Annotated in this window: 17 protein-coding genes; 8 read left to right on the top strand and 9 right to left on the bottom strand. The window is 69.4% G+C overall.

Annotated elements, in window-relative coordinates; all coding sequences use genetic code 11:
* Positions 1-1,041 (bottom strand): CRISPR-associated ring nuclease Csm6 (gene csm6, locus LJE69_RS12140; RefSeq protein ID WP_296925328.1); only part of this gene is annotated, 1,041 nt, incomplete at its 3' end.
* 308 nt (positions 1,042-1,349) lie between these two features.
* A complete protein-coding gene (gene cas6 / locus LJE69_RS12135) occupies positions 1,350-2,417 on the bottom strand; it encodes a CRISPR system precrRNA processing endoribonuclease RAMP protein Cas6 (RefSeq protein WP_296925326.1) in 1,068 nt (355 codons plus the stop codon).
* A gap of 466 nt (positions 2,418-2,883) precedes the next feature.
* Here cas6 and LJE69_RS12130 point away from each other — a divergent pair, with 466 nt between their 5' ends.
* Together LJE69_RS12130 and LJE69_RS12125 are read left to right on the top strand one after the other, a co-directional pair.
* Entirely contained in the window at positions 2,884-6,240 is a 3,357-nt protein-coding gene (locus LJE69_RS12130; RefSeq protein ID WP_296925324.1) for a DEAD/DEAH box helicase, read from the top strand.
* Complete coding sequence (locus tag LJE69_RS12125; RefSeq protein ID WP_296925322.1) at positions 6,237-6,434, top strand: hypothetical protein; 198 nt, start codon at positions 6,237-6,239, stop codon at positions 6,432-6,434. The genes LJE69_RS12130 and LJE69_RS12125 overlap by 4 nt, the downstream gene beginning before the upstream one ends.
* 346 nt (positions 6,435-6,780) lie before the next feature.
* Here the strand turns inward: LJE69_RS12125 and LJE69_RS12120 are convergent, their stop codons facing one another.
* Both LJE69_RS12120 and LJE69_RS12115 read right to left on the bottom strand, forming a co-directional pair.
* Positions 6,781-7,377 (bottom strand): YceI family protein, encoded by a 597-nt coding sequence (locus tag LJE69_RS12120; RefSeq protein WP_296925321.1) that lies wholly within the window; start codon positions 7,375-7,377, stop codon positions 6,781-6,783.
* 105 nt (positions 7,378-7,482) lie between these two features.
* Entirely contained in the window at positions 7,483-9,048 is a 1,566-nt protein-coding gene (locus LJE69_RS12115; RefSeq protein ID WP_296925319.1) for a mechanosensitive ion channel family protein, read from the bottom strand.
* Between the two features lie 385 nt (positions 9,049-9,433).
* On the opposite strand from LJE69_RS12115, the gene LJE69_RS12110 reads away from it, so the two are divergent.
* The 5 genes from LJE69_RS12110 (at position 9,434) to LJE69_RS12090 (ending at position 15,800) form a co-directional block, all read left to right on the top strand.
* Entirely contained in the window at positions 9,434-10,924 is a 1,491-nt protein-coding gene (locus LJE69_RS12110) for a hypothetical protein (RefSeq protein ID WP_296925317.1), read from the top strand.
* Between the two features lie 542 nt (positions 10,925-11,466).
* Positions 11,467-12,660, top strand: a complete 1,194-nt coding sequence (gene proV, locus LJE69_RS12105) for a glycine betaine/L-proline ABC transporter ATP-binding protein ProV (RefSeq protein ID WP_296925315.1) — start codon at positions 11,467-11,469, stop codon at positions 12,658-12,660.
* An 82-nt stretch (positions 12,661-12,742) separates the two neighbouring features.
* A complete protein-coding gene (gene proW / locus LJE69_RS12100) occupies positions 12,743-13,894 on the top strand; it encodes a glycine betaine/L-proline ABC transporter permease ProW (protein WP_296925313.1) in 1,152 nt (383 codons plus the stop codon).
* 101 nt (positions 13,895-13,995) lie between these two features.
* Positions 13,996-15,012 carry a glycine betaine/L-proline ABC transporter substrate-binding protein ProX gene (gene proX, locus LJE69_RS12095; RefSeq protein ID WP_296925310.1) on the top strand — a complete coding sequence of 339 codons (1,017 nt, stop codon included), beginning with the start codon at positions 13,996-13,998 and terminating at the stop codon, positions 15,010-15,012.
* Positions 15,013-15,320: 308 nt separating this feature from the next.
* Entirely contained in the window at positions 15,321-15,800 is a 480-nt protein-coding gene (locus tag LJE69_RS12090) for a DUF29 domain-containing protein (protein WP_367114671.1), read from the top strand.
* A 287-nt stretch (positions 15,801-16,087) separates the two neighbouring features.
* On the opposite strand, the gene LJE69_RS12085 is transcribed toward LJE69_RS12090, so the two are convergent.
* The gene (locus LJE69_RS12085) at positions 16,088-16,450 is read right to left on the bottom strand and encodes a hypothetical protein (RefSeq protein ID WP_296925308.1); all 363 of its coding nucleotides are present in this window, start codon (positions 16,448-16,450) and stop codon (positions 16,088-16,090) included.
* A 315-nt stretch (positions 16,451-16,765) separates the two neighbouring features.
* On the opposite strand from LJE69_RS12085, the gene LJE69_RS12080 reads away from it, so the two are divergent.
* Positions 16,766-17,107, top strand: a complete 342-nt coding sequence (locus LJE69_RS12080; RefSeq protein WP_296925306.1) for a TusE/DsrC/DsvC family sulfur relay protein — start codon at positions 16,766-16,768, stop codon at positions 17,105-17,107.
* On the opposite strand, the gene LJE69_RS12075 is transcribed toward LJE69_RS12080, so the two are convergent.
* The 4 genes from LJE69_RS12075 to LJE69_RS12060 form a co-directional block, all read right to left on the bottom strand.
* Positions 17,089-18,219 carry a hypothetical protein gene (locus LJE69_RS12075; protein ID WP_296925304.1) on the bottom strand — a complete coding sequence of 377 codons (1,131 nt, stop codon included), beginning with the start codon at positions 18,217-18,219 and terminating at the stop codon, positions 17,089-17,091. The two genes, LJE69_RS12080 and LJE69_RS12075, sit on opposite strands and share 19 nt — an antisense overlap.
* Before the next feature lie 119 nt (positions 18,220-18,338).
* On the bottom strand, positions 18,339-20,774 hold the full coding sequence (locus tag LJE69_RS12070; protein WP_296925302.1) for a penicillin acylase family protein: 2,436 nt from the start codon (positions 20,772-20,774) through the stop codon (positions 18,339-18,341).
* Between the two features lies 1 nt (position 20,775).
* On the bottom strand, positions 20,776-21,999 hold the full coding sequence (locus tag LJE69_RS12065) for a BPSS1780 family membrane protein (RefSeq protein WP_296925300.1): 1,224 nt from the start codon (positions 21,997-21,999) through the stop codon (positions 20,776-20,778).
* Positions 22,000-22,407: 408 nt separating this feature from the next.
* Positions 22,408-24,339: a YecA family protein gene (locus LJE69_RS12060; protein ID WP_296925298.1), complete on the bottom strand. Its 1,932-nt coding sequence runs from the start codon at positions 24,337-24,339 to the stop codon at positions 22,408-22,410.
* Positions 24,340-24,463 lie beyond the last annotated feature (124 nt).

The following is a 24,463-nucleotide window of genomic DNA, read 5'->3' as shown; positions in this document are numbered from 1 at the left end:
ATACGCCGCCGCGAGCTGTGGCCCGAGGGCCTCGCGCAGGGCGCCGTTGGTGCGGCTCTTGCGCACTTGGAACTGCTCGTCGTCCATGCCCTGGGCATAGGTTTCCTCGGCGTTGGCGACGTTGCCGGCGTGCTCGCCGCTGATGTGGCGCAGCTCGTCGAGGTAGTGCTCGGTGAAGCCTTCGGTGTCGTGGCGGGCGGGGCCTTGGCCGCGCAGGAGGCGGTGGGCGAAGACGGTGTAGAAGGCGAGGTTGGCGCAGGTCATGGGCACGATCTGGCCGGCGGCCTGGAGGCGCTTGCCTTGCAGGTCGATGATGAGCTGGGGCGGCTGCTGGGCGCGTTGGGCGGCGTCGACGGTCTGCATGAAGCCGGCGTGGCCGTTCAGCAGGGGGTCGGGCAGGCCGTGGCGCAGGCGCACGAAGGGGATCTGGGCGAGTGTGACGCGGGCGTTGTTGGTGTCGACGAGCTTGTGGTCGCGGGTCTCGATGACGCGCGACGCGGGGCTGGGGTAGAAGAACTGCCAGCTCTGCTCGTAGGGCTCGGAGACGAGCACGTGGGAGAGGCGGTCCTGGGCGCGGCCGAACAGCGACAGGGCGTAGCCGGCGTAGTAGCCCATGGTCTTGCGGCCGCCGGCGATGGAGACGTGCAGGGCGCAGTCGGGGTCCGCGGTGAGGGCGCGGATGCGCTCGGCGACCTGGTCCGCCACCCGCTCGTTGTCGGCGGCGGTGCGGATGTCCGCGAGCGGCGCGCCGGCGGCGTCGGTGACGACATGGATGTTGTCATGGTCGAAGGCGATGGACGGCAGGCCGTAGTCGGCGCGCAGCCGCTCGAACCAGCCGGGGTCGGCGGAGAGCAGGCTCAGCTTGGCGCGCTCGGCGCCCTCGGTGGTGGTGATGAGGTGCACCTCGGTGGGGATGAAGCGGGGCGCGCCGCGCACTGCCAACGCGTAGAGGGTCTCGGTGACGATCTGCGGCGAGAGGCCGGCGACGGCGAGCAGCACGCGGCGGGGATAGTCGTGCGGGGCGCGTTGGGTGTCCGTCATGGTCGGCTCCTGAGTTGCTGCCCTGGGTGTTGCATCGGTCGGGGAAGAACCGGTGGTCCTTGCTTTCCTGCTCCCTGGCCGGTGCCGTCCGTTGGCGTATTCCGTTGGGCCTTGCCGGTTCGCGATGCAGTGTGCGGTCGTGGCGCGCGCGTGTGCGGTTTTGCAAGGTTGCAGGCTTGGGGGCTGGGACGCGTCGCGTCGCGAATGCACCTTGATGGGCCGGGCCGTCGGGCCTCCTGCTTCGGCCCGACCTGCGGGGGAAGCGCCGGCGACTGGTTCCGAGGGCACATTTGCCTGGCCTGACTGGTTCAGCCACGCGTTGGCAGCCGTGCCGGCGGTGGTTGGCCAGATTCCGTGGCACGGCGCGTGACGGCGGCCCGGCTTGCGCTGCCGGTGCTGTCGGTGATGCGGTAGCGCCCCAGTCCGAAGGCGGTGTTCTTGCCGGCGTGCAGCCATTGGCCGAACCAGAGCAGGGGCCACGCCGCGGGCAGCGCCGGTCCGCCGAGGGTCAGCGCGCCGAGCACCCCGCCGAGCTGCATGCGGGTGTCCTGGCGGTTGGAGACGCGCGTCCAGTCGTGCCAGCGCAGATCGCTTGCGGTGATGTGCACGCCGGCCAGCGCGTTGCGGGCGTCGGTCCAGCGGGCGTCGGCCGGGTCTTCGGGCGGGGCGTAGAGGCGCAGCAGTAGCTCGGCGCGCTGGCCCAGGGCGCGGATGAGGTCCGCGCCGGTGAGCGTGTCGGCGTTCAGGAAGTGCCCGCGTGCCTTGAGCCGCAGCGGGGTCTGGAGCTGCAAGCCCACCTGCGCCGGGCTTGGCGGCAGGGGCGGGATGGCGGTGGTGATGGGCGCCAGCGCGCCGCCGGTGTAGATGGCCGTCCAGTCGCCCGCGCCCAGGGTTTGCTCCTGCGTCACCTCGGCGAGCGCGAAGCGGGCGCGCGCCTCGCCGAAGCCGTGCGCGCCGGCGCCGCGCAGCGCATGCACGAGGTGCGGCACGAAGCCTGTCGCCGCGCCGATGAGAGTGACGCCCAAGTCAAACCCCGCGCCTTCCGGCAGCTCGCGGGGTGCCGCCGGGGGATCGATTTCCAGGACATAGGGATGGGGCAGAGCGCTGTAGCGCCTGGCAAGCGCCGGGTCTGCCGGTGGCGACTCGAACAGCACCGCGTAGGCGCAACTGCCCGTCAACAGGCAGCCCGCGCAGGTGCGCTGGCCGGTGACGCAGACGGCGCGGCGCAGGGCATGGCCCAGCACGCCGTGCCAGGCGGAGCCGGTGTAGCCCGGCAGCCGCAGCGGTTGCTCGGCGTGGAAGCCGAAGCGCAGGCGGCAGAGCTGCGGGAACACGACGTAAGTCGCGGCGGCGGGCAGGCGGGCGGGCTCAGGCATGGTCGGCGGCGGTTCGATGGCGGTGTTTCATGAGATCCACATCCTGTACACCAGTACAGCAACCATTCGTCGCATTGCAACCTTGCAACATCGGTTCGGGGCAATTTCCTACAAGCTCTGGGGATATGCCTGACAGTCTGCCCGCCTGGGGGCGCCGAGTTGCACTCGGCACGGCGGCGTTGCGGCTCGATGCCGCGCCGGCGGCGTTGCGGCGGTACAGCAACGGTGCCTTCGTTTGCCGCGGCAGAGCGCCCGCCGCGGGCATCGAGCCCGCGGCGGGCGCGGCCGACTGCAAGTCGGCGCTCCCAGGAAGGCCGACTGCAAGTCGGCGGCCCTGGGCAGGCCGACTGCAAGTCGGCGGCCCCGGCGCATGGCTTTGGCGGTCACGCAATAGTCGCCGTGGCTTTCGATGCGGGCCTGGTTTGCGTAAGCTGCGAAGGTTGTACCCGCCGCACGCCCCGGGAGCATGCCCGACCAACCCCGTCTGACCCGCGCCGACATCCGTGCCTATGTCGGCTCGACGTATTACACCCGTGGGCTCGGTTATTTCGAGCAGGGCCGCGTGCTTGCCGTGGAGCCGGTGCGCGCGGATGAGCATGGCGTGCGGCTGCGCGCGCAGGTGCTGGGCAGCGGCGGGCGGGTGTACCGGCAGACCATCGCCATCCGCTGGGAGCCCTATGGGGCGTCGGTGGACGGGGACTGCGACTGCCCGGTGGGCTACAACTGCAAGCATGTGGCGGCGGCGCTGCTGGAGTTTGCGGCGGCGCCGGAGCGGGTGCTGCACGGCGCCAACGGCGACCTGGCCAAGAGCTGGCTGACACGGGTGGCCGCCGCCGGCCGGGAGGCGCCGCAACCAGGGCAGGAGCGGCTGGTGTACCTGCTCAAGCCCGCGACCCGCGGCGTCGAGGTGGAACTGCGCATCGTGCGTCCGCTCAAGACCAGCGGGCGGCTGTCCAAGGGCCGGCCGCTGGTGCTGGGCAACCTGGCGGAGAGCCATGCCGAGCCCGCCTACATGCAGCCCGGTGACGCCGAGATCCTGAAGCTGCTGCGCAGCATCAGCAGCGGTAGCTGGCCCATGGTGCCGGTGCTGACGGGTGCGCTGGGGCACCTGGCGCTGCAGCGCATGATGGCCAGCGGGCGCTGCCATTGGCAGCAGCAGGACGAGCCCGCGCTCACCTGGGACGTGACCCGGCCACTGGACATCGCCTGGCTGCCGGATGCGGACGGCTTTCTGAACCTGACCTTCGCCGTGGGCGCGGACGAGCTGGGCGGCCCCGCGGGTCCGGACAGCGAGATTCTGCTGACCGATCCGCCGAGTTACGTGGACCCGGCCCGCCACGTTGCGGGCGAGCTGGCCACCCACGGCCTCAGGACCGCGCAGCTCAAGGAACTGCGCCGGGCGCCGCGGCTGCCGCCGGACCGCGCGGAGTCCGTCTCGCGGCTGTTGCTGAAGGAGTTTCCGGGCCTGCCGCTGCCGACGCCGACGCCGGTGGAGCTGCTGGACGTCGCCGGAGCCCCGACCGTGCCGTGCGTGACCCTGTTTGGCGGGCAGGCCGCTGGGCAGGCCGCTGGGCAGGCTGGTGGGCAGGCCGCTGGGCAGGCTGGTGGGCAGGCCGCTGGGCGCGGCGGCGCCGATGCGCACCGGCTGCGCCTGGAGTTTGCCTACGCCGGTCATCGGCTCCCGGCGCTGCCGGCGGAGCCCCGCACTGTCATTGACACCGAGGCCGGCCTCGCCGATGTGACGCGCGATCTGGCCGCGGAGGCCGCGGCCGTGGCCGCGCTCGCGGCGCTGGGTTTTGCGCCGACGGCGGAGCAGCCCGCCCGTGGTTCGCTGGCGCTGGCCGCCGTCGGCGACGATGCCCTCATCCGCGCCGGCCATTGGTCCGCGCTGCTGCGCGATGGACTGGACGATCTGCGGGCGCAGGGCTGGCAGGTGGGCTTCGACGATAGCTTCCGGCTGCGCTTCGAGTCCGGCGACTGGGAGGCGGCCGTCGACGAGGACGAGACCGGCCGCAACGACTGGTTTGGGCTGCGCTTCGACCTGCAGGTGGACGGTCGCCGGCTGCCGCTGGTGCCCATCGTCGCGCCGCTCCTGGCGCTGGGGCCGGAGACCGAGCTGCCGGCCATCGTCAGCGTGCCGCTGCCGGCGGACGGCGGCGATGGCACGCACCGCTACGTGGATCTGCCGGGCGAGCGCATCCGTCCGGTGCTGGAGACGCTGCGGGAGCTGTTCGGCGACGAGGTACCGGCGGGCGACGGCAGCCTCCGCCTGTCGCGCTTCGATGCGCCCACGCTCGACGACCTCGCCGCCCGCGGCATCGCGCTGGCCGGCGGCCGGCGGCTGCGGGACCTGGCGAAGCGGTTGCGGGACTTGTCCCAGATTCCCGCCGTGGAGCCGCCGGCGGGTCTCACCATCGAGCTTCGGTCCTACCAGCGGCACGGGCTGAGCTGGCTGCAATTCCTGCGCGCCTTCGACCTCGGCGGCATCCTGGCCGACGACATGGGCCTCGGCAAGACCGTACAGACCCTGGCCCATGTGCTGCTGGAAAAGGAAGCCGGCCGCCTCGACCACCCGGCGCTGGTGGTGGCGCCGACGAGCCTCATCGGCAATTGGCGCCGCGAGGCGCAGCGCTTCACGCCCGACCTGCGGGTGCTGGTGCTGCACGGCAACGAGCGGCACCTGCGCTTCGCGGACATCCCCGCGCACGACCTCGTGCTCACCACCTACCCGCTGCTGCCGCGCGACCGCGTGCGCCTGCGCGAGGAGCCGTTGCATCTAGTAATCCTGGACGAGGCGCAGAGCATCAAGAACCCGCGCGCGCAGGCGGCGCAGGTGGTGCGGGAGCTCAACGCGCGCCACCGGCTGTGCCTCACCGGCACGCCCATGGAGAACCACTTGGGCGAGCTGTGGGCGCTGTTCGACTTCCTGCTGCCGGGGTTTCTGGGCGATCAGCAGCGCTTCAAGCGGCACTGGCGTACGCCCATCGAGCAGCACGGCGACGGCGACCGGCGCGAGCGCCTGGCGCGCCGCGTGGCGCCGTTCCTGCTGCGCCGGCGCAAGCAGGACGTGCTGACCGAGCTGCCGCCGAAGACCGAGATCGTGCGCAGCGTCGCCCTCGGCGAGGCGCAGGCATCGCTGTACGAGGGCATCCGGCTCTCTATGGAGAAGCGCGTGCGCGAGGCCATCGCGGTGCACGGCATGGCGCGCAGCCGCATCACCATCCTGGACGCGCTGCTGAAGCTGCGCCAGACCTGCTGCGACCCGCGCTTGCTGAACCTGCCGGCGGCACGGCGGGTCAAGCACTCGGCCAAGCTGGAGCTCTTGATGGACCTGCTGCCGGAGCAGCTCGACGAGGGCCGGCGCATCCTGCTGTTCAGCCAGTTCACCAGCATGCTGGCGCTCATCGAGCCGGAGCTGGACAAGCGCGGCATCCGCTACGCCAAGCTCACCGGCCGCACCAAGAAGCGCGATGAGGTCATCGATCAGTTCCGTGGCGGCGCGGTGGACCTGTTCCTAATAAGCCTCAAGGCGGGTGGGCTCGGGCTCAACCTGACGGAGGCCGACACCGTGATCCTCTACGACCCCTGGTGGAATCCGGCGGTGGAGGCGCAGGCGGCGGACCGGGCGCACCGCATCGGTCAGGACAAGCCCGTGTTCGTCTACAAGCTGTTGACGGAGCAGACTGTCGAGGAAAAGATCCTCGCGATGCAGCAGAAGAAGCAGGCGCTCGCGGAGGGCATCTACCGGGAGGGCGCGGGCGAGGGCGGACCCGCCTTCACGGCCGAGGACCTCGACGAGCTGTTTGCGCCCATTGCCGAGTGAGCAACCGCAAGAACTGTCGGGTGCTGTGGCCCTTCGGCCTCGCGATTGTTCTGGCCACGCTGGTGTCCTTTCCCGCCTGGGCCACGCTGAACCTGATGGAGCTGGACGCCGACGCCCAGTTCGGTGGTGCCGCGACGTGTTCGGCGCAGCAGCTCTCGTGGGAGCGGCACTCTTGGTGCCGCGACCGGCGGTAAGTCAGCACACCACGCCCGAGCAACTGCCAAGCGGCAAGCAGCCTACCAGCCGTCGTCGCGCCACAAGAGGTAGTCGCGCTCCCACGCCGGAGCATTTAGAGCAGCCGTTATGGGAAGTCGGGTTAGCACAGCGTAACCCGACGTTGCGGTGGGGTAACCCGTTGATTGTCGCGTTGCGCTATCGCTAACCCGACCTACCGCAGACCGTATTCCGGCGCGGACCATGAATACGTGCCCAGTCTCCGCGCTCATTTGCCCTGCGGGCTGCGGGCTGCAAGCCGTGGGAGCGCCGTCCCCGGCGCGATGCCGGCGTGAAATCGCGGCGGGGACGCCGCTCCCACCGGGCTCACTCTCCCGCCACGAAGGTCATCACGAATGTGACGGGCACCGCATGGCTGATGCTCGAAAGCCCCGCGATCTCCCGCAGCTTCTCGATCCCCTCGCTCAAGCCGAACTTGGTGGCGTCGACGATGAGCGGCTCGATGCTGGCCACCATCACGGTGCCGTCGTCGAGCTTCGCGGCCTGCATCTTGATGACCATCGGCTGCGTCGTGCCGTGCAGTGAGAGGTTGCCTTCGGCGGTGATCGTGCTGATCTGACCGGGCTGCATGTCGGCGATGACGGCCGGCTCCACCTTGGCTGTCAGGGTTGCGTCCTTGTAGTCGGCGGTGTCGAACAGGAACTGGCGCATCCGCTCGTTGCGGATCGGCACCAGGGTCTCGACGCTGTCCAGGGCCATCGTGACGGTCACGTTGCCGTCGTCGCTGATGGTGCCGCTCATCTCCTTGAAGGTGTTCACCTCGGCCACGTCCTCCGCCTTGATGGAGACGAAGGCGAGGTGCGAGCGCGTCGGGTCCATGGTCCAGCCGGCGGCGGCCGGGCCGGCGAGGGCAACGGCGATCAGTGCCGCCGTCAGTCGGGTTTCGTGAAGCAGCTTACGCATGGTCATCTCTCCGCTGATTGATTCCCGGCACGGATGAGAACCGTGCGGGCGGCGAAATGCAAGGGGCGCGCCCCGTGTTGGTCCCGCCTAGACTGCAAGACTGATCTAGACCCGCGGATGCCGCAGTCGCCGCTCCAGGCCGAGGCGGATGTCGCGCATGGTGAGGCGGCGCGTGCGTCGGCGGCTGGCGGCGCGGGCGGACTCGACCGTGTCGAGGCGGGTCTTCAGCAGCGCCACCAGCTTGTCCTTCAGCTCCGGGCGGGCGTTGACGACGCCGCGCAGGCACTCGAGGTCGATGCGGATCAGCGTCACGTCGCTCTTGGCGATGAACTCCTCGAAGCTCGGCTCCGTGGTGAGCATGGCCGTGAGGCCGAAGTAGCTGCCTGGGCCAAAGGTCTCCAGCGGCTTGCGCGAGCCGTCCGGCAGCCGCATCGCACTCTCCACCAGACCGCCGGCGATGACGTAAAAGGCGTCGCTGACGCTGCCCTCCGCCAGTAGCACATGCCCGGTGTTGTGGTAGCGGTACTCGCTCTCGGCGGCGATGTGCTCGATCTCTTCGTCGGTGAGGTCGCCGGCGAACTCCAGCGACTTGAGCGCCAGCGCCAGGGTGGGCGGCTCGGCGTTGGACAGGTGGGCTCGGCGGGTGCGGATCTCCTGCACCTGCGGTGCTACCTCGATGCCCGAGCTCAGCAGTGACTTGTGGATCTCGCGGAACAGCTCCTCGCGGGCGCGGAACATCGCCGGGTAGTTCTTGATGTGCACCCAGACCATGTAGCTGTAGGGCAGGCTGCTGGCGTCGGCGAGGCGCACCACCGGCGGCGGCAGCTTGAGCACGCTCTCGCAGCGCATGGCCGCCTCCAGCAGCAGCTCCGAGGCGTAGCGCGGGTCCACCTCCGCCGGCACCTTGACGAAGTACCAGGGCGCGTAGATGTGGTTGTCGCCGTGCAGGTTCTTGAAGCTCTGGCCGGCGAGGCTGGAGTTCGGGATCACCAGGGTGGTGTTGTCCCAGCCGCGCAGGCGCGTGGCGCGCCAGTTCATGTCCGCGACCTCGCCGACGCGGCCGTCCGCCAGCTCCAGCCAGTCGCCGATGCGGAACGGGCGCTCAACGCCGAGCGCGATGCCCGAGAACAGGTCGCCCAAGGTCTTTTGCAGCGCCAGTCCCAGCACCGCGGCGGCGACGCCGGTGGAGACCCAGACGCCGGATAGGGCGTAGCCCTTCTGGTACATGAACAGCCCGAGCCCCACCAGCATCAGCAGGATATAGAGGAGCCCGATGACGAGCTGCGGCACGCGCTCGCCGTCGCGTTGTTCCGCGCGCAGCAGGAGCTGAACCTCGACGAGCCGGGCCAGCGCCCAGCCCGCGGCGAGGTAGGCTGCCAACGCGGTGATCCACTTGATGGGCTTGTCCAGTGGGGGAAGCCCGATCGTACGGTTGGCCGCCCGCAGCAGCGAGCCGCCGATGATCCAACCGAACGGCAGCACCACGACGTCCAGCGCCGCGGTGATGCGCGGAAAGTGGTCGAACAGCGGCCGCTCGCCCACCACCCGCGTGCCGATACGCCAGAGCAGGAACAGTGCCAGTGCCGCGAGCAGCAGCTGCCAGTAATTGGACGTCAGCTTGTCCATGAAGCGCAGCAGCGCGGTGGTGGCGGTGATCCCGGGGTCTTGCATTGACGTAACCGGCGGCTGGAGGCTTTAGGATTTTAGGTCGAGTTAGCGATAGCGTAATCCGACAATCAAGGGCTTACCGACGCCCATCGTCGGGTTACGTTGCGTTAACCCGACCTACAGCGCCCTATGCACGGGGTCGGCCGTGCCGCTGCCCCCACGATACCGTCTCGTGCCCAGGTTCACGGGCTCCCCAGTGCAACAACGGCGCGTGTCGTTCCGGCTGCACGGCCAATTCGCCGGAACAGTGCACTTCTGCGACTGAGTATTGCGTCTGCGCAACAATTTGCGTTGCGCGCGTGCGACATCATGACTACCCTGTAATGTGTCGTGTCGAAAGTAATTTTCGTCGCGTTCGTGCAACACTCAACCCCTTTACAGGTGTCTCATGTCCACCCACGCGCACAGCACCGGATCGGCCAAGCGCCGTCTGAGTCCCCTCGCCGTCTCCATCGCCGCCCTGCTGCCGCTCCTGGCCGCACCCGGCGCCTTTGCGGCCAACACGGCCGCGCTGGAGCGGCGCGTTGCGGAGCTCGAGCGCCAGCTCGACGAGGCCCGCCAGGAGCTCATCGAGTCCAAGCAGGAAAGCGAGCAAGCCTACAAGAAAGCGGCCGAGGCCGAGGAACAGGTCGCCAAGCAAGGCCCGCCGACCGCCGACAAGATCAAATTGGGTCCGCTCACCATCGGCGGTGCGATGCGGGCCAACTACATCCTGGGCAGCTATCCCGACGGCGGTAGCGGCCCAACCCGCGGCGGCAACGGCGGCACCTTCGCGCTGGACACCTTCCGCATCAACATGGATCTCAAGTACGAGAACCTCATCGGCAAGCTCGAGTACCGCTGGTATCCGGACCCGTTCAACCCTGGGTCAGGCAGGCCACGCACTTACTCCGGCTACAGTTTTCTGCATACCGGTTGGCTCGGCTGGGAGTTCGACGACGGCAGCCAGGTGCAGGTCGGCGTGAACCGGGTGCCGTTCGGACCGGGTCCCTACGGCGTGTCGCAGAGCTGGTTCTTCGACCAGCACTACTACGTCGGCCTCGCCGACGACGAGGACTTGGGCATCAAGTACATCACGAGCCTCGGCAACCTGAACCTGGATCTCGCCTACTACAACCGCAGCGAATGGAACGGTCAGGGCACGAGCCTCGACAGCACGCGCTACAGCTATGACATTGTGCCCTGGACCTACGCCGTCGCGCCGGATGGCACCGTGGACTTCAGCGCGCCGGCTAACGGCTGGGAGGAGCGCAACCAGTTCAACCTGCGCGCCGTCTACAACTTCGACGACATCGCGATACCGACGGAACTGGGCACGTCGCTGGAGTGGGGCCAGCTCAAGGGCCGGCGCAACCGCGACGGCGATCATTGGGCGGCGTCCATCCACATGAAGAACGAGTGGCACAACTGGCTGCTCGCGACCCAGCTCACCCGGTACAAGATCAACGTGCATCGGGACAATCCGCTGAACACCGACCAGCTTGTGCCGATGGGGGCCTGGAACTTCGGCTGGCCGGCGGCCACGGATGCCTGGATTCCGGCGGCGTCCCTGAGCTATCTGTGGGAGGCCAATCAGATTCCCTGGCTCGACTCGGTGCGGCCGTACCTCGAGTACAGCAACATCATCAAGCAGGACAGTGACTTCAACAACAGCGCGATGTGGGTCCTCGGTGCCGCGTGGGCGCGCGGCGGCTGGTATATCTACACCGACCTGGCCTACGCCAACGGCAACAACTTCGTCGGTAGCGAGAATCACCTCGGCGTTGCCCAGCCGTACACCAACATCTACACCGCCGATGGCGGCGTCAACGACTGGGGTGCGACCGGCAACAACAAGTGGAATTACCGGCTGAACATCAACTTTGGCTATTACTTCTGAAGGCGCTTGCCATCAGCGCCGCGTCGGGCCTCCTGGCGTCGGCCCGACCTACGATGCTGTAACCGCTGGATGCTCGGGCCGCCTGCGGTGGCCCGACCTCTCATAACGGCTGCTCCGTGCGCGCCGGCACCGTGGGAGCGCCACTGCCTTTTGTGGCGCGATGGCGGCCGCGTGCTGCCTGCCCGCCGCTTGGCAGTGACTCGGGGCGTGGTGTGCTGCCTTGCCGCCGGTCGCGGCACCGAGAGTGCCGCTCCCACGGTCGGGCTGAGGGACAAAGCCCGACGCGGCGCTTGCCGTAACCGCCGGTTTGACAGCGCTCCCCGCCCCGTTCTAGCCTTGTCTATCCTTTAGAGCCCTAACTATTCCCTCGGCACCCTAACCATTTCCCCGTGCAACGGGGTGTTGCGTGCCTGCCCTGACGGGCAGCGCCGACACTGCCCGGTGCCGGCGGCAACCCGCAAACACTCGCCGCGCGCCTCTGCGCCGCCCATCGCCACCAACCGGAGCGCATCCCCGCTGTCCCGGGCTGCGAACGACCCAGCATGCAAGACAAAGTCGTCGTCGAGCACCTGTACAAGGTTTTCGGCGAGCAACCCCAGACGGCCCTGCGCCTGCTCGAGCAGGGCGTGGACAAGAACGAGATATTCGACCGCACTGGCCAGACCGTGGGCGTCTGCGATGCCAGCTTCTCGATCCGTAAGGGCGAGATCTTCGTCATCATGGGCCTGTCCGGCTCCGGCAAGTCCACGCTGGTGCGGCTGCTGAACCGGCTCATCGAGCCCAGCGCCGGCAAGGTGCTGGTGGACGGCCGCGATATCGCCGCCATGAGCGACAAGGAGCTCATGGAGCTGCGCCGGCGCGACATGAGCATGGTGTTCCAGTCGTTCGCGCTGATGCCACACCTGACCGTCGGCCAGAACGCCGCCTTCGGCCTGGAGCTGGCCGGCGTCGATCAGGACAAGCGCGAGGAGCGCGCGCTCGCGGCGCTGGACCAGGTGGGCCTGCGTGCCTGGGCCGACAGCTATCCGGACGAGCTCTCCGGCGGCATGCAGCAGCGCGTCGGCCTGGCGCGGGCGCTCGCCAACGATCCGTCCGTGATGCTGATGGACGAGGCCTTCTCGGCGCTGGACCCGCTGATCCGCAGCGAGATGCAGGAGGAGCTGCTCAAGCTCCAGGAGCACAGCGAGCGCACCATCGTCTTCATCTCCCATGACCTCGATGAGGCCATGCGTATCGGCGACCGCATCGCCATCATGGAAGGCGGGCGCGTGGTGCAGGTGGGCACGCCGGACGAGATCCTGAAGAACCCCGCCGACGACTACGTGCGCTCCTTCTTCCGCGGCGTCGACGTGGCCGCCGTGTTCAAGGCCGGCGACATCGCCCGCAAGACCCAGGTGACCGTCATCGAGCGCCACGACGACGGCATCCGTGCCGCGCTGACCCGGCTGCACGAGCACGACCGCGAGTTCGGCTACGTGGTGGACAAGGGCCAGCGCTTCCACGGTGTCGTCTCGGTGGACTCGCTGCAGCGCGAGCTGCGCGAGGCGGAGCCGAGCCTGCATCGCGCCTTCCTCTCCGACGTGCCCGAGCTCCCTGCCGATACCGCGGTGAGCGACCTGCTCGGCACAGTCGCCGCCACCCCGTGCGGTGTGCCGGTGGTGGACGAGCAGCGCCGGTACCGCGGTGTCATCAGCAAAGCGGGGTTGTTGGAGACCCTGGATCGGGAGACGAGCTGAATTTGGTGCGGAGTGCGGAGTGCGCTGAGACGCACGCGGGAACGCACTGCGCACCGCGCACTTTGCAACGACGACCCACACTATGGCAGATCAATCCAACCCCTGGGCGACCCCGAGCGCGCCCCAAGCCCCCGACAACGCCTGGCTCAATGCCGGCGCGCAGCCGCCCGTGCCCGCCACCGGCACGCCGCCGGAGCCTGCTGGCGCGGCGAACCCCTGGGGTGCACCGTCGCCCGATGTGGGTGGTGCGCCGCCCACGCCGGGCGATTGGCTCGCCCACAGCGGCGCCGGCGATCAGGCCAGCGGCGGCATCGACTGGCTGCACCCCTTCCACGATGCGGTGATCCCCTTGGGGCATTGGGTCGAGAACGGCCTGGACTGGCTGGTGGCCAATTTCCGCCCGGTGTTCCAGGCCGTGCGCTGGCCCATCGACGCCACCCTGACCGGTATTCAGACCTCCCTTCAGGCGGTGCCGGACGTGCTGATGGTCATCATCATCGGTCTGCTCGCCTGGCAGGCGGGCGGCCGGCGTCTTGGCATCGGCGCCGTGATGTCGCTGCTGGCCGTCGGTCTCATCGGCGCCTGGTCGCAAGCCATGGTGACCCTGGCGCTGGTGATCACCTCCGTCTTTTTCTGCGTCATCATCGGGCTGCCCATCGGCATCTGGCTCGCCCGCAGCGACCGTGCCGCGGCCGCGGTGCGCCCGGTGCTGGACGCCATGCAGACCACGCCGGCTTTTGTCTACCTGGTGCCGGTGGTGATGCTGTTCGGCATCGGCAACGTGCCGGGCGTGGTGGTCACCATCATTTTCGCGCTGCCGCCGCTGATCCGGCTCACCAACTTAGGGATTCGCCAGGTGCCGGCGGACCTGGTGGAGGCGGCGCGCTCCTTCGGCGCATCCAAGCGGCAGTTGCTGTTCAAGGTGCAGCTGCCGCTGGCCATGCCGACCATTATGGCCGGCGTCAACCAGACGCTGATGCTGGCCCTGTCCATGGTGGTCATCGCCTCCATGATCGCCGTCGGCGGTCTTGGCCAGATGGTGCTGCGCGGCATCGGCCGGCTCGACATGGGGCTCGCCACCATTGGCGGCGTCGGCATCGTGCTGCTGGCCATCATCCTGGATCGCATGACCCAGGCGGTCGGCCAAGCCGACCGCGACAAGCCCACCCGTCACTGGTACGAGGCCGGCCCGGTCGGCCTGGTGCGGGGTCTGTTCGTGCGCGGCGCGGGCTGAGCGCCGCCGCCGACCCATCGGGCATCCTGCGGGCCACCAGCGTCGGCCGGTGCGCGCCCGCACCAACAATCACCCACCCGACCCACAGAGAGGATAAGCCCATGCTAGCGAGATTCGACCTCAAAACCTGCGCCCGCGGCGCGCTGCTCTTGGCGCTGAGCGTCGTTGCAGCCGGCGCCCTGGCAGTGGAGAAGCCCGGCGAAGGCGTCGAGGTCCAGCCCATCAAGTCGTCCATCGCCGAAGAGTCCTTCCAGACCCTGCTGGTGATGAAGGCGCTGGAGGAACTGGGCTATGACGTGAAGCCCTTCAAAGAAATCGAATACGCCGCCGGCCACGTGGCCATCGCCAACGGCGATGCCACCTTCATGGCCGACCATTGGGACCCGCTGCATGCCGACTTCTACGCGGCCGCGGGCGGTGACAAGAAGCTCTATCGCGAGGGCGTTTATTCCCCCGGCGCCCTGCAGGGCTACCTGATCGACAAGAAGACCGCCGAGAAATACGGCATCACCAACATCGAGCAGCTCAAGGACCCGAAGATCGCCAAGCTGTTCGACGCCGACGGCGACGGCAAGGCCGACCTCGCCGGCTGCACCCCCGGCTGGGGCTGCGAGAAGGTCATCGAGCACCACCTGGACGCCTACGGCCTGCGCGACACGGTGACCCACAACCAGGGCAGTTATTCGGCCATCATCGCCGACACCATCACGCGCTATAAGCAGGGCAAGCCCATCCTCTACTACACCTGGACGCCCTACTGGGTCAGCGGCGTGCTGGTGCCGGGCAAGGACGTGGTCTGGCTGCAGGTGCCCTTCAGCGCCCTGCCCGGCGAGCGTGCGGGCGTGGATACCACGCTGCCGGACGGCTCCAACTACGGCTTCCAGGCCAACGACCAGCGCATCGTCGCCAACCGCAAGTGGGCCGAGGCCAACCCCGCGGCGGCCAAGCTGTTCGCCATCATGCAGGTGAGCAACAACGACATCAGCGCCGAGAACCTGGCGATGCGCGACGGCGAGGACAGCGAGAAGGACATCGAGCGCCACGCCGATGCGTGGATCGCCGCCAACCGCAAGAAGGTCGACGGCTGGCTGGAGCGGGCGCGCGCCGCGGCCGAGTAAGGCTTGCGGACGTGGGAGCGGCGTCCCCGCCGCGATGTATTTGGGCGCGGCGTCCCCGCCGCGATCGGCCAAGCCGAAGCCCATCGCGCCGGGGACGGCGCTCCCACGCGGTCCCGCCAGGCGTAGGTCGGGCTGAGGAACGAAGCTCGACACCGCGCGCCTACCCAATCGTGCACGTGTGGAAGTGACTTGCTGCGCGATCTTTCGCACTGGCACTCGTCGCGCCGGGGACGGCGCTCCCACGGCGGGCACCGCCGCATGCCCAGCCGAGCCATCGGGCTGTGCGCCTTGGCGCCACCGCCATCCTCATGGGACGATACCGTCTCCCGCTGGAGGAGGTGCGAGCCTTGTCAAACCTGTACGACCGCGATTTCAGCGCTTGGGCAGACGAGCAAGCATCCTTGCTGCGCGCCGGCAAATGGAGCGATGTCGATGTGGCGCATCTGATCGAGGAAATCGAGAGCATGGCGCGTAGCGAGCGCAGGGAACTGGTCAACCGGCTCGTGGTCTTGATGCTCCATCTGCTCAAGTGGCGCTACCAGCCGGCGCTGCGTGGCAATTCCTGGCGGCTCTCGATCAAAGAGCAGCGCATCCGCCTCGCGTCGCACCTGGGGGACAATCCGAGCCTCAAGTCCTATCTCGACGAGGCCATCGCCCGCGCTTATCGTCTTGCCGTCATCGAGGCGGAGAAGCAAACCGGACTGCCGGAGACGACCTTCCCCGATCGGTGTCCCTTCGGCATCGCCGATATGTTGGACGACCATTTCTGGCCAGACGCCGCGAGCTGAGCCGATCGCGATCTTTCCGTGCCGGCGCAGGATGGGCTGATCGTTGCACCTCTCGGGGTGGCCCAATCTGCGGCGGCGTTGTGGGAGCGGCGTCGTCGCCGCGATCGGGCGGCGGGTGCTCGTCGCGCCGGATACCGCGGCTGGAGCGCCTTCAGGACGCGGGTGATCTCAGCGAGCGCGTGGGGGAGGTCTTGGGGGCTCGTGGAGAGAGCTTATTCGTGTCGCCATCCGGGGCGACACGTGGAGGGCTGTGGCAAGAACGGCCGCGGCATTTGCGCGCGACTGCTCTAGTCATCCCGGTGCACGGTCTCCGGCGAGAACGCCGGCAGGCAGATGGCGATGTACTCGGCGCCGCCCCGCGCAGGGGTGCTGTAGCGCACCCACTCGCCGGGCTCGGTGATCACCGCCTGGCTGGAGTGGACGTCCAGCACGCCGCCTTCGTGCTCCACCCGCAGCATGCCGTCGAGCACGACGGTGATCTCCATGAATTCCGGCCGCTGGCCGGGCTCCTGCCAGCCGGTTGGTGCGCGCATGCGCGCGACGGACACTTGTTCGTTGCCGCTGGCGACGCGGCCGGCGTACTCCTCGATGCGCTTCGGCTTGTCGCCGGCGGCGGGGACGACGGTGGGCTGGTAGATGAGTCTGGGCATGGGCTCTCTCCCGGATTCGGCGCGAGGCTTGGCTTTTTGCCGATTCTCGCAGCGATGGCAAGGGCTTGTCGTGAGTAACGTTGGCACGCTGACATGGGCGTTCGCAGTCGGCGATTGATACGGCAAAGAGGGCGGCGAACGATTGACGCAGGTCTATGCGGGACGACGCGTCACGAGGTCGCGGTACGCTATATTTCCTTGACAGGTGGTGAATCACCTGTTCCACGACTTGCAAATTTTCTAATAAACCTATCAATGCCGGCGCTGCGCCGACAGACGCGCGCATCGACCACCGGCAGGCGGAGGAGACACGCGATGACTGCCTTAGAGATCGCCGGCCGCGAGGTGGAGTTCAATAAACAAGGCCATCTGGCGAGCTTTCTGGACTGGGACAACGCCCTCGCGGAGGCGCTGGCCGCCGCGGACGGGCTCAAGCTCACCGATTGCCACTGGACGGTGATCAACTTTCTGCGCGAGTACTACGCATATCATGAAATTCCGCCGTCGCCGAAGGTGATCATCCGCGCGATCGGCGACCAGGTGTCGCGGTTCACCCCTTGTACGCGCAAGAGCCTGGAGGGCCTCTTCCCGTCCGGCGGCTGCAAACAGGCCTGCCGCATTGCCGGCCTGCCGACCTACTACTGCCACTCCTGCTGAGTATCGGCCCGAACCGGCGACCCGGCCGCAGCCAGGGCCAGGTCGCGCGGGCGTGGCAACCGCCGGCGGCGCGGCCAGGTGGTGCCGCGCAGCACCCCGAGCAGTGACAGCCCCGTCAGCAACAACGGCAGCGGAGCCACCACGGGTGCCGCCGCCGGGGTGCCCGTGGGCGGCGCGCGGTCCGGCGCCGAGCCGTCCGCGGCGGTACTGACGGCGCTGATGGTGCCGAAATCGCCGGCCACGAGGTCTTGCAGGCCGGCGACGAACTGGATGTCCGGGTCGAGCTTGTAGGACTCGAAGGGGACCCATTTGCCCTGCGAGCTGCTCCAGCGCGCGGGCGTGAGCCCACCCGATGCGCCGCCGAAGGTCACCTGTCCCCGGCCCAGCCCGACATCGGCACCGGCGATCTGCTCCGCCACCGTATCCGCGGGCGCCAGGCTCGCGATCTCCAGCGCATTGATGGTCACGCCGGGGAGACCGAGATCCAGGTCGAGGTCGATCAGCGTCGGCGTCGCGTCGTTGGCGCTGTCGTACGCGTTCTCGTAGGGCACGTAGAACCACTTGCTCCAGCCGACGCTGCCGCCGCTGGCCACGTGCACGCTGATGGCGAAGGCCTCGCTGGTGGCTTGCTCGAAGATGACCAGGTCATCGGCGCTGCCGTTGCTGCCGTTGTCGCCGTCCGGCAGTCCGAGGCTGCCGCCCCAGGTGAGGCGGATGGTCTCGCGGACGTTGCCGCTCAGCGGGTAGCTCGGTTCCTGCCCCAGGGTTACCGCGGTGCCCGGCGCGCCGTAGACGGGCGTTGTTGGTGAATAGCCGTCCTGGAAGGGTGGCCGCAGGAACAGGTTGCCGAGGGAGGCGCCGACGGACCAGTCCGCCGAGGTATCGCTGGGCAGGGCGGCGTCGCCGAAGGGCGTCCAGTAGCCGAGGCTCGTCACCTCCGCGGTGGTAACTGCGTTGGCGGGGTCGAAGGTGACACCGGCCACCACGCTCGCGCGGGCCTCGGGCGTGGCCAGCAGCGCGGTGGCGGCGAGCAGGCGGCAAACGCCGTGGCGGCTGCTGCAGCGGCGAAGGGAGCGGCGAATCGAGCAGCGAATGGCGCGGATGGGGTGCATGCCGGCGGCAACTCCAGTGGAGGAATACCTGCGCACGAGCATAGGTGTTTCGCCTGCACCATGCCAGCGCCCGCGCGGGCGGCCGGAACCGCCGCGCGGCAGGATGGCCCTGCTGGCGGTCAGTCCGAGGCCGCCGGTAGCAGCCGCAGCTCGCCGATCCCGGTGCCGGGGGCTGGCCCGTTCCAGGGCCAGGGGTGCGTGTCCGCCGCGAGCCAGTCCTCGAGCTGATCGGTGCGAAAGCGCGAGAACCGGTGCCCGGATTGCCCGAGGGTGATGGTGCCGCGGGTGCGCGACCAATCGGCCGGTGTGTAGACGGCGCGCATGGACGGGATGTAGCCGATGCGCCGGGGTGCCAGCAGCGAGGCGTTGGCGACGTTGACCGTGGCGGTGTCCCCGCCGATGCCGATGGGACCGACGCTGAACCACTTCCCCACCCAGGGCTGACCGGCAAAGGCATGCCGGAAGGTCACCGCACGCAGGCGGTCCAGCCGCTGCGGCCCCTTCGGCATCAGGTCGTTCAGGCGCGAGCGGGCGGCCAACAGGGCGGCGCGCCAGACCTCCGCCGGCCCCTCCTGCACCGTCGGCGTGCGAATGTCGTCCCAGAAGCTCGAATGGCCGCTGCGCAGGGCCTCGTCCATGGGGCCGTAGGTGTCGGCGTCCAGCATCATCAGTGCCGGCAGGTCCTCGCCGAGCTCGTCGCCGTACAGGGCTTGGTAGAGCGCGGGCACCAGAAGCCCGAACAGCGCGCCGGCGTGGCTGTCGGGCGGAAAGTCACCGCTCCAGTGCAACAGGTCGCGCTCGGCGGCGCGCGCGGCGGCAGGCTCCAGGACCTTGAGCTCCGGCAGCACCCGGCGCAGCGAGGCCATAAACACGCGCGCGCGGATGCTGTCGCGGTCCGCCTGCATGTGCGCGAGGTCCGCGGCGGTGAGCGCGCTCGCGTCGTCCAGCAGCTCAAGGATGCGCTCCGCGCGGTACGGTGCGATCCAGCTATGGCCCACCGCATCGGCCTGCTCCAGCGGCAGGCTGCGGTTGTTGGCGCTCACCAGGCGCCCATCGGGCGGATTCGTCACGCCCGGATTGTTGGCGAAGGGCTGCCAGCCCACCCAGCCATAACCCGCCTCCCAGCCCGGTGCCGGCAGCATGCCGCTGCCGCGGCCGCGCCGCGGCAGGGTGCCGGTCACCTGCCAGCCGATGCTGCCATCGCGGTGGGCGATGAGCAGGTTCTCCGAGACGTGCCGCAGATCTTCGCCGGCGGCGCGGGCCGCGGCGATGGTGGTGGCGGTATCGAGCCGCCAGAGCGCCACCACGGCGCGGCCCGGTACGTCCAGGTTGCGCCGCAACGCCAAGGCGTCGCCGACGCGCACCGTCGGCAGCCCCTCCGGATTGTCGGGGCCGATGACGCCGTCGATGAGCACGCCGTGGCTGGTGGAGCTGATAGTGAGCGTCCGGGCCTTTGCGCCTTTGACCGCAATCTGCTCGGTGCGGGTGCTGACGGGCTCCCAACGGCCGTCCGCGCGTAGCGCCGCGTCGCCGGCGTCGTTCAGGCGCTCGACGAAGATGTCCTGGGTGTCGGCGGTCACCGTGGTCATGCCCCAGGCGAGGTCCTCGTTGTGGCCCAGCAGCACCAGCGGCACGCCGGGCAGCGCCAGGCCCGCCACATGCAGTCCGGGTGCGATGAGCTCCAGCTCGTACCAGATGGCCGGTGCCGATGGGGACAGGTGCGGGTCGTTGGCCAACATTGCGGCGCCGCCGGCAACGCTCGGGCCGTTGACCGCCCAAGCGTTGCTGGCGCCACCTGCCAGCACGGGGACGATGCGCCGCGCGCCGGAGGCGGCGAGCGGTGCGGCGGCCGCGGGTGCCCGCGCGCGCGCCAGCTCGCGATAGTCCGGCAACTGCCTCAGTTCCGCGGGGGCCGGCACGCCCACGTCCACGGGAAACAGCTCCAGCGCCCGGGCGTTGCCGAAGCGCACGGCGAGCCGCAGGAAGGTCAGCTCCTCGCGCAGGTTGACGCTGTTGATCCAGGCCATGTACTCGCCGATGACCAGGCTGTCCTCCGGCCGCCAGGGGGCGGGCTGGAAGCCCGCGATGCGGTATTCCAGCGGCAGGCGGCCGGCGGCATGGCGCAGATAGGCATTGACGCCGGCGGCGTAGCGCTCGAGCTGCCGGCGGTATTCCGGCTCCAGCGCCGCCAGCGCCTCGCGGGCGGCCAGCGGCAGGCCCATGGTGCGATAGAAGCGATCCGCCGGCAGCGCACCCGCGCCGAGCACCTCGGCGAGCCGGCCGCCGGCCAGCCGCCGCAGCATGTCCATCTGCCACATGCGCTCGGCGGCGATGATGTAGCCCTGGGCGAAGAGCACGTCGTCCAGCGACGCGGCTTCGATAGTGGGTACCGCGTGGGGGCTGAAGCGCAGGCTCACCGGCGCCGCGAGGCCCGCGAGCGCGATCTCGCCTTGATAGCTGGGCTCCGCGCGCTTACCGAGCCAGACCACACCGCCCGCCGCCGCCGCGGCGAGCAGCGCCAGGGCGATCAGCGCGATGAGCAGCCAGCGGAGCACGTCAGCCGATGTGGCGGAAGATGTCGCGGTAGCCGGTGTACTGCGAGACGAAGCCCACGGCGGCGAACGCCAGGAGCACGGGCACCGCCAGCACGATCCCGATCAGACCGGCGTACGGCGCCATGGGTCCGAGCGCCGCCGCCGCCAGCCCCGCCAGGAGGCCCACCGCGAGCGAGAAGACCAGCAGGATGCCGAGCATCGCAAGTCCGTACACCAGGAAGGGCAGCATGTTCTTCCAGCAACCGCGAAAGCTCGTCTGCATGGCCTCCACCGCGCTCATGCCCTCCAGCATGACCAGCGCCGGGGCAAACCAGTAGGCCATCAGCACGGGCACCACCAGCGCCAGGAAGGTGAGCAGCATCAGCGCCGCCGCGCTTGCCGGCAGGGCGGCGGCGACCGCCTGCGGATCGCTGAGCGACAGGCTGCCGAGACTCCCGGCGGAAAGGGCCCCGCCCGCCAACATCACGATGCCGGCCCCCATCGCTGCCACCAGGAAGCCGGCCAGATAGAGCAGTCCCAGCAATGCGAGCTGGAGGGCGGGCCCGGAGAAGCCGTCGAAGACCATGCCGCTGCGGGCGGTGCCGCGCCGGTCGAGATCCCGGGCGCCCGACATCAGCCCGCCGCCGAAAATCGGCCCCAGCACGAAGCCCACCAGGCCGCCCACGACGGGCACCAGGCCGACGACGAAATTGATCAGGTAGAGGGTCACGATGGCGCCGAGCCACGCGCGCGGCTTGGCGCGGAACAGCGCATAGGCATCCTTGATCCAGAGCCAGCCATGACCGGTCGGCACCGACTGCGGGCCGGTCATGGGGCCTTCTTCGTCGGTGACGGGCGGCCGCAGATCCGCGCGCGGCGGCGCATAGGGGTTGCTTGGGTCGGCGTGCGGCGCGGTGGCACCCGGTGCCGCCTGCGTCGCATCGGCGCCCGCACCCGCAGGCGCGACGGACCCGGGCAGCTCATCCGCGGCGCCGTCTCTGCCCAACGGCGTGCCGGCAGGCTCGATGCGCACCGCGAGGCCGATCTCCTCCAGCACCTCCCGGTAGCGCTCGGCATTGACGTCGTTCACCTCGTGCTTGAGCACGTGCTCGCGCTTGTCCAGGATCAGTCGCCAGGCCTTCTCTTGCGGGATCTTGAATACCGCCGCGAAATCCCGTGCTGCCTGCTCGGCATTGACGCCAGGCCTCAGCTCGCCGGTGAAGACCACCTGATGGAACCCACTCATGATGCTGTTCTCCTGTGTCAGCGCGGCCGCTCGGACCCGGCACGAGCCGCGCGGGCCACGGTCGTCGGACAGTCGCGGATCTCGGCATGGTGGCAGCCAAGCGGCCGCCGCTGGTGTGATTGCTGTCGCAGAGGCGCGCAGCTTAGCGGGCAGCGGTGCATCCGGCCAGCCTCCGCGGGCGCCACGCGGGCGCACAGTGGTCGCTCGTGGCCGCCCGTTGGACGCGCGCCCGGGGACGTGAGATCGGGCAAGTATTGCTCGCAACGCCGAAATCGAGCGGATCGTAGGTCGGGTTAGCGATAGCGTAACCCCACAATCAAGGGCTTACGGACACCCGTCGTCGGGTTACGCTGCGCTAACCCGACCTACACGGAAGACTTGTCCAGCCGCATGTGCCCGGTCGCCGCCTCAGGCGGTGAGCTTCTTCATCCAGGCCAGAAGCCCCGGCTCCGCCGCCCAGACGTCGCGCATGGCCTGACGGTAGAGCCAGGCCTGGTCGTCGCCGCCGGCGACGAAGCCGTTCTGATGCAGCTGGGGCCGCCGCACCCGCTTGCGCAGCAGGAAGCGCGGCACCCGCGGCAGGCGGCCCACGGCCTCGTGCAGCACCAGCGCGGCGCGCTCCTGATGGCCGAGCCGGTACAGCGCGAGCACTTCGCCATAGGCCGTGTCGGCCAGGGCGTCGATGGGGAAGCGCCGCGCCAGGGCCAGGGCCTTCTCGTCCTCGTGCACGCGCAGGTAATGATTCATCAGCTCGGCACGCACGCCGTGGTTGTCGCGCGGGTTCAGCTCCAGCAGCAATTCCATCAGCGCCACGGCGGCGGCGTCGTCGCCGGCCTCCGCGTGGCGGCGATAGCAGCGGAACAACAGCCGCAGCGCGGGGCGGTTGCGCGGATCGATCCAGGGCAGGGCGCCGAGCTGCCGCGCGCCGATGTTGTGACGCAGGATGGCCTCGGCGCGCGCCAGCACCGGGTCGAGCATGACCCGCGACACCCAGGGCAGGCTGCTTTCGGGGTGCGCGTAGAGGGCGGTGGCGACGTCGTCCAGGATGTCCAGGCTGTCCGCGGCCAACGGGCTGGTCTCCAGATAGGCGAGCCAGTCGTAGCTTTGCCACACCTGCTCGTGCTCCGCACCGGAGAGTAGCGTGGACAAGGGCTTGTCCGCCGGGAACACGCGGTGCCAGGCGCGCTCCACCGCGGCCAGCGCACGTGTCGGCGTGAGGGCGCAGCAGCCGCCACCACCCCTGGCCGCCGGCGGCAGCGGCAGCATCTCCGGATCGAACAGCGGTAGCTGGCGGTCGTCGGCGCAGTGGAGCGGGTCCTCGATGACCTCCAGCGGCAGGCTCGGCAGCGGGCGGTCCGGCAGACCGGCCAGCCAGTCGCGCACGCGCAGCAGCGACGGGTCCATGGCCGCCGCCTGGCTCATCATCAGCGCCTGCTGCGGGTCTTCGCGGGCACGCTCCAGGAACTCGTAAATGCCGCTGCCCTCGTGGCCGGCACGGCGCAGCTGGTGCTGCCAGAAATGGGCCCGCGCGCGGGCGTGGTCGTCGCGATGGCGGGCGGCGAGCAGCGTGATCTCCAGGAGCGCGGTGCCGGGATGCTCGGGGCCGTGGCGCTGCGCCTGGGCGAATGCCTCGGTGGCGTAGTCGAAGTCGCCCTCGTCGATGAACATGACGCTCAGGCGCTGCCAGGCCGCGGACTTGAGCGTCGGGCTGGCGTCATCGGTGACGCGCAACAGGAACGCCTGCTTCTTCTTCCAGTGATCCAGCGCATCGTATGCGTCGCAGAGGACGTCCAGCGCTGGCTCGAACACCTCGTCCACGGCGGCGAGGTCCCCTGTGAACAGCGGCTCCAGCAGCGCGACGGCGCGGCCCGGGCGCTCCAGCGCCAGCCAGCGGTCCGCCACCTTGGCGAGCAGCGGCTGGGGCACGGCGCCGCTGTGCACGGCGGCCTGCAGTTGTGCCTCGCTGAGCTGATCCAGCAGCGGGTCCCAGAGGATCTCCGGCGGCAGATCGGGGACGTCGCCGGCGGCCTGGCAGCAGTCCCCGTAGGCGACGCCCGAGCCGCAGCGACAAGGATCGGATGGCGCGGGCTCCGGCATGGGCAGCGCGCGAAAGCCGAGGTCCGGGCGCGGCATGGCGTTCCAGATGGCCTGGGCCAGCAGGGCGGCGAGGCGGCGCTCGTCGGCGGCATCGAGGGATTCGACGTCGGCCAGCATCTGCGGGATGCGGGTGCGTCCCCAGCGCAGGAAGTGCTCGGCGTCGGGATCGCGGAGGATGGTGCCGACCGCTTCGCTGAGGAGCTCGTCCATGCTCATGGATTTCGACTGCGCTTGCTCTGTCATTGCATCCCCACTCGTCGCGCCCGCGCGCGACTGGCATGCGGCATCGGCCGATGTATCCTGATTGTATCGCGTCGGCATGTGCCTCTGTCGAGAATGGACCGCCGGTGTAATGCGCAGCCGCCCG

The sequence above is a fragment of the Thiohalocapsa sp. genome (assembly GCF_022340605.1).
Taxonomy (GTDB): Bacteria; Pseudomonadota; Gammaproteobacteria; order Chromatiales; family Chromatiaceae; genus Thiohalocapsa.
The sequence above is the reverse complement of the archived record's forward strand: the minus strand, read 5'-3'. Positions and strand labels throughout refer to the sequence as shown.

Bases quoted from the DNA above. Each gene is read 5' to 3' on its own strand.
- cas6 (WP_296925326.1), bottom strand. From the start codon at position 2,417: ATGCCTGAGCCCGCCCGCCTGCCCGCCGCCGCGACTTACGTCGTGTTC.
- LJE69_RS12130 (WP_296925324.1), top strand. From the start codon at position 2,884: ATGCCCGACCAACCCCGTCTGACCCGCGCCGACATCCGTGCCTATGTC.
- LJE69_RS12120 (WP_296925321.1), bottom strand. From the start codon at position 7,377: ATGCGTAAGCTGCTTCACGAAACCCGACTGACGGCGGCACTGATCGCC.
- LJE69_RS12115 (WP_296925319.1), bottom strand. From the start codon at position 9,048: ATGCAAGACCCCGGGATCACCGCCACCACCGCGCTGCTGCGCTTCATG.
- LJE69_RS12110 (WP_296925317.1), top strand. From the start codon at position 9,434: ATGTCCACCCACGCGCACAGCACCGGATCGGCCAAGCGCCGTCTGAGT.
- proV (WP_296925315.1), top strand. From the start codon at position 11,467: ATGCAAGACAAAGTCGTCGTCGAGCACCTGTACAAGGTTTTCGGCGAG.
- proW (WP_296925313.1), top strand. From the start codon at position 12,743: ATGGCAGATCAATCCAACCCCTGGGCGACCCCGAGCGCGCCCCAAGCC.
- proX (WP_296925310.1), top strand. From the start codon at position 13,996: ATGCTAGCGAGATTCGACCTCAAAACCTGCGCCCGCGGCGCGCTGCTC.
- LJE69_RS12090 (WP_367114671.1), top strand. From the start codon at position 15,321: ATGGGACGATACCGTCTCCCGCTGGAGGAGGTGCGAGCCTTGTCAAAC.
- LJE69_RS12085 (WP_296925308.1), bottom strand. From the start codon at position 16,450: ATGCCCAGACTCATCTACCAGCCCACCGTCGTCCCCGCCGCCGGCGAC.
- LJE69_RS12080 (WP_296925306.1), top strand. From the start codon at position 16,766: ATGACTGCCTTAGAGATCGCCGGCCGCGAGGTGGAGTTCAATAAACAA.
- LJE69_RS12075 (WP_296925304.1), bottom strand. From the start codon at position 18,219: ATGCACCCCATCCGCGCCATTCGCTGCTCGATTCGCCGCTCCCTTCGC.
- LJE69_RS12065 (WP_296925300.1), bottom strand. From the start codon at position 21,999: ATGAGTGGGTTCCATCAGGTGGTCTTCACCGGCGAGCTGAGGCCTGGC.
- LJE69_RS12060 (WP_296925298.1), bottom strand. From the start codon at position 24,339: ATGACAGAGCAAGCGCAGTCGAAATCCATGAGCATGGACGAGCTCCTC.